Consider the following 5,770-nt stretch of genomic DNA (forward strand, 5'->3'; position numbering starts at 1 on the left):
CGTGTTAAGCGTATCTATCTCACCGGGAGTGAATGTTATTTCCATAGCCTTTGTGTTTTCCGGTAACCGTGACCTCCGGCTCATGCTTACCAGTGGCATAATATGATCGCCCTGTGCATTCACCCAGGCAATGGCCAGTTGAGTAGGCGTATATCCCTTGTCCTTTGCCATTTGTTTTAACACTTCCACTTTTTCCAGGTTCTTTACCAGGTTATCTCCCTGGAAACGCGAAAAGTGAAGCTGGTAGGCATTGTCAGGAAGCGGCGCTTTCATATCTCCGGTGAGTAACCCTTCGGCGGTATTGGCAAATGCCACCACGCCTACGCCCAGTTCTTTAGCCGTGGGAAGCAGGTCGCTTTCAATCTGACGGTCGGCCAATGAATACCCTATTTCCAGCGCTGTTACGGGATGAACGCTGTTGGCCTTGCGCAGCTGATCCGCAGTGATCTCGGAAACGCCCAGGTGGCGCACCTTGCCTTCTTTTATCAGGTCGGCTATAGTGCCGGTCACATCTTCCACCGGCACACTGTTATCAAGCCGGCAGGGCTGGTAAAGATCAATGGTATCTATGCCCAAACGTACCAGGGAATAATTAATGAAATTCCTGATGGCGACAGGACGCAGGTCCAGTCCCCGCATTTGTCCCCCATATATGATCGCGCCAAACTTAACGCTTATAAAAGCATCGTCCCTTCTGCCTTTGATGGCTTTGCCCACCAGCAGCTCATTGTGGCCGCTGCCATAAAAATCGCCGGTATTCAGGAAGTTGATGCCGTTGTCCAGCGCCGCCTGGATAGTAGCGATACTTTCATTTTCGTCTGCACCCTTGCTTCCCCAAACAGGAGACATCCGCATACAACCTAATCCGAGTTTAGACACCATTGGACCGTTTTTGCCCAGGGCTATTTTTGTTATTGTTGTCATTGCTGTAATTTTTTGATTAATGACACAAAGATCAGGGTTTACAGGCCAGGGGTACTTTCTTTTATGGCTCAAATTACTTGTCTGCATGGCTCACTTTATTCCCCCCGCTTATCAAGCCCAACACCGGTTAATTATCTCCCATAACTTTCAGATTAAATTAGTATTTTAAAACCCACTGATACATCCACGTAAAGAAAAAAAATAACATGAACAGAAAGCAATTCATCGGCCTTGCCGGCAGTACCGCCTTAACACTGCTGTTAAACAGGAAAAATCTTTTTGCAAACACAAAGGCCGGGGCACAAGGTGAATTTCTTTTCGTGGAAGCAGAAGGCTTTACAGATTACGGCGGATGGGACCTTGATCAGCAATCCATGGAAATAACAGGTTCCCCCTATTTACTGGCCCATGGCCTGGGTATCCCCGTTGCAGACGCTACTACAGCTGTTGAATTTCCTTCTGCCGGTACATACCGGGTTTGGGTACGCACAAGAGATTGGGTAGCCCCCTGGAAAGTACCGGGAGCGCCGGGTAAATTTCAACTGCTCATCGATAAGGTACCGTTAAAAGAAACATTCGGTACAAAAGGCGCCGCCTGGCACTGGCACGATGGCGGCCGGGTATCGGTACAAAAGAACGCTACCCTCTCCCTGCATGATCTCACCGGCTTCGAAGGACGCTGCGAAGCCATACTGTTTTGCAAGGATGTAAATTTTGAACCCGTAAACGATCTCCAGGCCCTCACGCAATTCAGAAGAAAGCTATTGGGGTTAAGCGACGAACCCACTGATGGAGGAAATTATGACCTGGTGGTGATTGGCGGAGGCGTTGCAGGAACCAGCGCTGCCATCTCCGCCGCCAGGCAGGGAATAAAAGTGGCGCTTATACAAGACCGCCCGGTACTGGGGGGCAACGGAAGCTCTGAAGTAAGGGTATGGCCGGAAGGACGCACGCAACAGGAACCGTTTCCCCACGTAGGCGACATTGTAGAAGAAATAATGCCCACACCGCCCACACCGGTAAATGGCACCCGCAATGCACTCAACGGCATGTTTTACGACGATTCAAAGAAAATAAAAGCCGTAGAAAACGAGCCCAACATCACCTTAATGATGTATGAACGCGCATTCAGGGTGGAAACGGATAACGGTGAAATTAAAGCGGTCATTATTCAAAATATACAAACAGGTAAGCGACGGAAACTAAAGGCAAAATATTTTGCAGATTGTACAGGAGATGCTACCATTGGATTCCTTGCCGGGGCCGACTATGAAATGTCAAAAACAGGTTTGATGGGGACCTCAAATTTATGGAACGTACTCAATGCAGCTGATAACAAACAGGTGCTGGCATGTGAATGCAAGGATAAAACAGCCTTGGCCATGCAATGCGAAATCGGTGAAACAGCGCAGCCCTTTCCGCATTGTCCCTGGGCAATTGATTTGAAGGATAAACCATTTCCCGGCCGCAAAGGTTATAAAGGACAGTGGGGCCGCGAGGATCCGCTCTCTAACCTGGGCGGATGGTATTGGGAAAGCGGGTTTGATAAAAACCCGGTCACAGAAATAGAACTCATCCGGGATCTTAATTTCCGCGCCATGTACGGTGCATGGGATACACTAAAAAACGTGGACAAACAATATCCTAACCATCGCCTGGGCTGGGCCGCCTTTATTGCCGGCAAAAGGGAATCCAGGAGGTTGATGGGCGACCTGGTACTAACCGCCGATGACTTCAGGAAGGATCATTCATTTCCCGACCCTGCATTCCCGTGTTCATGGCATATAGATATCCATAGGGCCGATCCGGCCTTCGACAAAGGCCTGAAAGGACAGGAATTTATTTCAAGAGCCAGCGAAGGAGAAGGATACGTGTATAAAAAAATATACTGGGCTCCCTATCGTGTTTTATACAGCCGCAATATCAGCAATCTTTTTATGGCCGGAAGAGACATCAGCGTAGGCAACGACGGGCTCGGTCCTGTACGGGTAATGCGCACCTGCGGTATGATGGGGGAAATAGTAGGAAAAGCCGCGTCGCTATGTACGAAATACAAAACAACACCGAGGAATATCTACGAAAAACACCTCGACAAATTGCAGGACCTGATGCGTATGCCCGGCCAATACCGGGCGGAGAATATGTCATAAACTAAATGCACCATTCCCATGGGACTATTCAAAAAACTATTTGGCAAAAACAGGCAGGAAACTGACATCGCAATAGATAAAAGTAAAGTACCTGTTTACCCCATGCTGAAAGCAGGAAGCTGGCAGGCCATCAGCCGCGTGGAAGCCATTCCTTTTATAAAGGACAGGGAACACCTGGAGCTGGCCATCATTTTTGCCCAGGACGCAGGAGCCCGTTTTGAATATATCACGCCGCCCGACCTGCAGCACCTGGAAGTAAAAGCTAATTATGAAAACTGGCAACAACATATTGACGCCTACCCTTATCAATTCGAGGTTTCGGAGCAATTGGACAAGCGTATTATTTTTGCCTCCGGCGAAGATCATTCTTCAGAAAAGATCCTTTCTCCTGCCTTCCTTCACCACGCCTGCGAAGTACTCCATACCGACCGGCTGATTATTTCTGCACCAAGACGGCGATGCCTGATGATCACCAGCTATTATGAAAATTTCCTTATGCTGGAAAATTTCTTTCACCTGCATTTTATCGCATTCCGGGAAGATGAATATGGCAACGAACCCATCACGGAAATGATCTTTACTGCCAATCAAAAAAATGTGGAGTATGCCGTACCGCTCGGGTTCCGTATCAACCTGTATGAAAAAGACGGGCAACGGAAATTAGTGTATTCCACCATGGATGAACTCTTTGATGAAAATGACCAGATCAATTTTCAACAGATCATAGAGCGGAATAAAATACCGGTTCTTTTTAAAAGATAATTAATCAGCAAACAAGCCTGCTGATCGGCGCACACATTGCAGGGCTAGATGCCCCGGAGGCCGGTATCATCCTGTTAAGATCTGGCGCTGGCAAGCTTCACCCTGAAAGTCCTCATAGATGTGTGTGGCCCGTCTGCTACTACCTGGCCGCTCACGATCAGGTGCTCCAGCCTGGAGCTGATGAATGCATCGCCAAGACTATTACGGGGATCGCTATGCCCCATTGTTTGCCCTATAACCCTCACGGCCGTTTGCCAACGCCTGCTGCAAAACCTGAGTATCAGGCTGTCATGTGCATCAAGCTCCTTAAATTGCAGTACACCATTGGCATCACATTCCCTAAGCAATCCAGGATGCGATACAATATTCCCGTATTCACGTGCCAGCGCATTCCGCTCTGCGGTATTCAGCGATACAGCCATGTTTATCAATGGAGCCAGCTGTTCAACAGAATATATGGCAATACTGTGGTACCCCATTAAAGGAGGAGCCTGCACCAGTATAACGTTTACGGGTATACGCTCCAGCCAGTGACAGGCCATCCTGATAAACACATAGTCATTGCCATCACTGCCGGCCCATATTATCAGCCTGTCAACCGGCTTCTCCCGTAAACGGACCTGTAACTGGTGCCAGGGCTTAAAAACATCTGCATCCCGGGGCAACCAATAGATGGGCTCTTCTCTGAAAGGCAGCGCGCGAAGAAATTCCGTTCTCTTCTTCCCATCATCCAGCGGGCCTACACCGGGCATATCGTTGATGGCAAATACTTCGCCGGTAAGGAGCTTTTTTTCAACTGCCCGTTTAAGTGTGCCCGCTGCACTCAGCGACAAAATGATGTGTAAATCCGTCATACAAATTTTTAATATCCAATCGAACAAAACGCACAAACGGGTGGGGCTATCCGGTACAATCTTCTGTGAGTAACCAACAAAAGTATTTCCGCTGCTACCCCTTGTGCAAAGACGATAAACATCGAAGCTATTTCTTTATAATTCTTTTCCGGTGTGCAATTCCCCAATCTGTAAGATTACTGATGATGGTTTGTAGTGTATCGCCATGTTCCGTAAGTTCATATTGAACCGTTATGGGCTGTGTATCTAAAACGGTTCGTTTTACCAACTGGTTTATTTCCAATTCCTTTAATTCTTTGCTCAACATTCTGTTGGAAATTCCGTCCACATCATTCAAAATATCAGAAAACCGCCTTTTACCGTAACAGCAAATAGACGTAATAATAGCAATCTTCCACTTGCCGTTCAGCACGTCCATTGAATCCTGAACAGCTCTCATTCTCTTTTTTTGTTCCTGTTGGAACTCTTCTATTTTGCACCCCATAATGTTACTTTGTTACACCGATGTTACTGTTATTTTTCAGCACCAAGTTACTAAAAATAACTCCACCATCCTACCTTTGTTATTCAAATTTTAAATAACAGAAAAATGAGTAAACTTAAAAACAAGGTTGCCGTGGTTACAGGCGGCAACAGCGGTATAGGGCTGGGCATTGCTGAAGCATTTAAGAACGAAGGCGCCACCGGTGCGATCGCCGGAAGAAATGAGACGACGTTGAAGAACGCCGTTGAAACCCTGGGTAGTAATTTTATAGGGGTAAAAGGAGACGTAACAAATCCTGACGACCTCAACAACCTGTTTAGGACCACGGCTGATAAGTTTGGGAAGATAGACGTACTGGTAGTGAATGCAGGTGGCGTTGTGGACGGGGTTCCCCTGATGACGATAACTGATGTAACAGAAGAAGGTTACGACCGCTATATGGACCTGAATTTAAAAAGCGCCTATTTCACCGTAAAAAAATCGCTTCCTTATTTAAATGACGGCGCTTCCATTATATTGATCGGGTCGAACGCCGCGTATCGGGCTGCAACCGGAGCAACGATATACGCCGCTGCAAAAGCGGCCGTTATCTCATT

General features: G+C 47.5%; 6 protein-coding genes. 3 read left to right on the plus strand and 3 right to left on the minus strand.

The window, feature by feature from the left end; genetic code table 11:
* A partial coding sequence (locus VN105_RS07965) for an aldo/keto reductase (RefSeq protein ID WP_325639634.1) occupies positions 1–924 on the minus strand: 924 nt, incomplete at its 3' end.
* Between the two features lie 206 nt (positions 925–1,130).
* Between VN105_RS07965 and VN105_RS07970 the strand changes: the two genes are divergently transcribed.
* Positions 1,131–3,074, plus strand: a complete 1,944-nt coding sequence (locus VN105_RS07970; protein WP_325639636.1) for an FAD-dependent oxidoreductase — start codon at positions 1,131–1,133, stop codon at positions 3,072–3,074.
* A gap of 18 nt (positions 3,075–3,092) precedes the next feature.
* Complete coding sequence (locus VN105_RS07975; RefSeq protein ID WP_325639638.1) at positions 3,093–3,836, plus strand: hypothetical protein; 744 nt, start codon at positions 3,093–3,095, stop codon at positions 3,834–3,836.
* Positions 3,837–3,910: 74 nt separating this feature from the next.
* On the opposite strand, the gene VN105_RS07980 is transcribed toward VN105_RS07975, so the two are convergent.
* Positions 3,911–4,690: a DUF3658 domain-containing protein gene (locus VN105_RS07980; RefSeq protein ID WP_325639640.1), complete on the minus strand. Its 780-nt coding sequence runs from the start codon at positions 4,688–4,690 to the stop codon at positions 3,911–3,913.
* Between the two features lie 127 nt (positions 4,691–4,817).
* Positions 4,818–5,174, minus strand: coding sequence for a helix-turn-helix domain-containing protein (locus VN105_RS07985; RefSeq protein WP_325639642.1), 357 nt, complete (start codon positions 5,172–5,174; stop codon positions 4,818–4,820).
* Between the two features lie 105 nt (positions 5,175–5,279).
* Here VN105_RS07985 and VN105_RS07990 point away from each other — a divergent pair.
* On the plus strand, positions 5,280–5,770 hold a 491-nt coding region (locus VN105_RS07990), incomplete at its 3' end, for an SDR family NAD(P)-dependent oxidoreductase (RefSeq protein ID WP_325639644.1).

It is taken from the genome of Chitinophaga sp., assembly GCF_035564935.1.
Classification (GTDB): Bacteria; Bacteroidota; Bacteroidia; order Chitinophagales; family Chitinophagaceae; genus Chitinophaga.

Excerpts from the sequence above, each read along its gene's own strand:
- VN105_RS07970 (WP_325639636.1), top strand. The coding sequence starts at position 1,131 with ATGAACAGAAAGCAATTCATCGGCCTTGCCGGCAGTACCGCCTTAACA.
- VN105_RS07975 (WP_325639638.1), top strand. The coding sequence starts at position 3,093 with ATGGGACTATTCAAAAAACTATTTGGCAAAAACAGGCAGGAAACTGAC.
- VN105_RS07980 (WP_325639640.1), bottom strand. The coding sequence starts at position 4,690 with ATGACGGATTTACACATCATTTTGTCGCTGAGTGCAGCGGGCACACTT.
- VN105_RS07985 (WP_325639642.1), bottom strand. The coding sequence starts at position 5,174 with ATGGGGTGCAAAATAGAAGAGTTCCAACAGGAACAAAAAAAGAGAATG.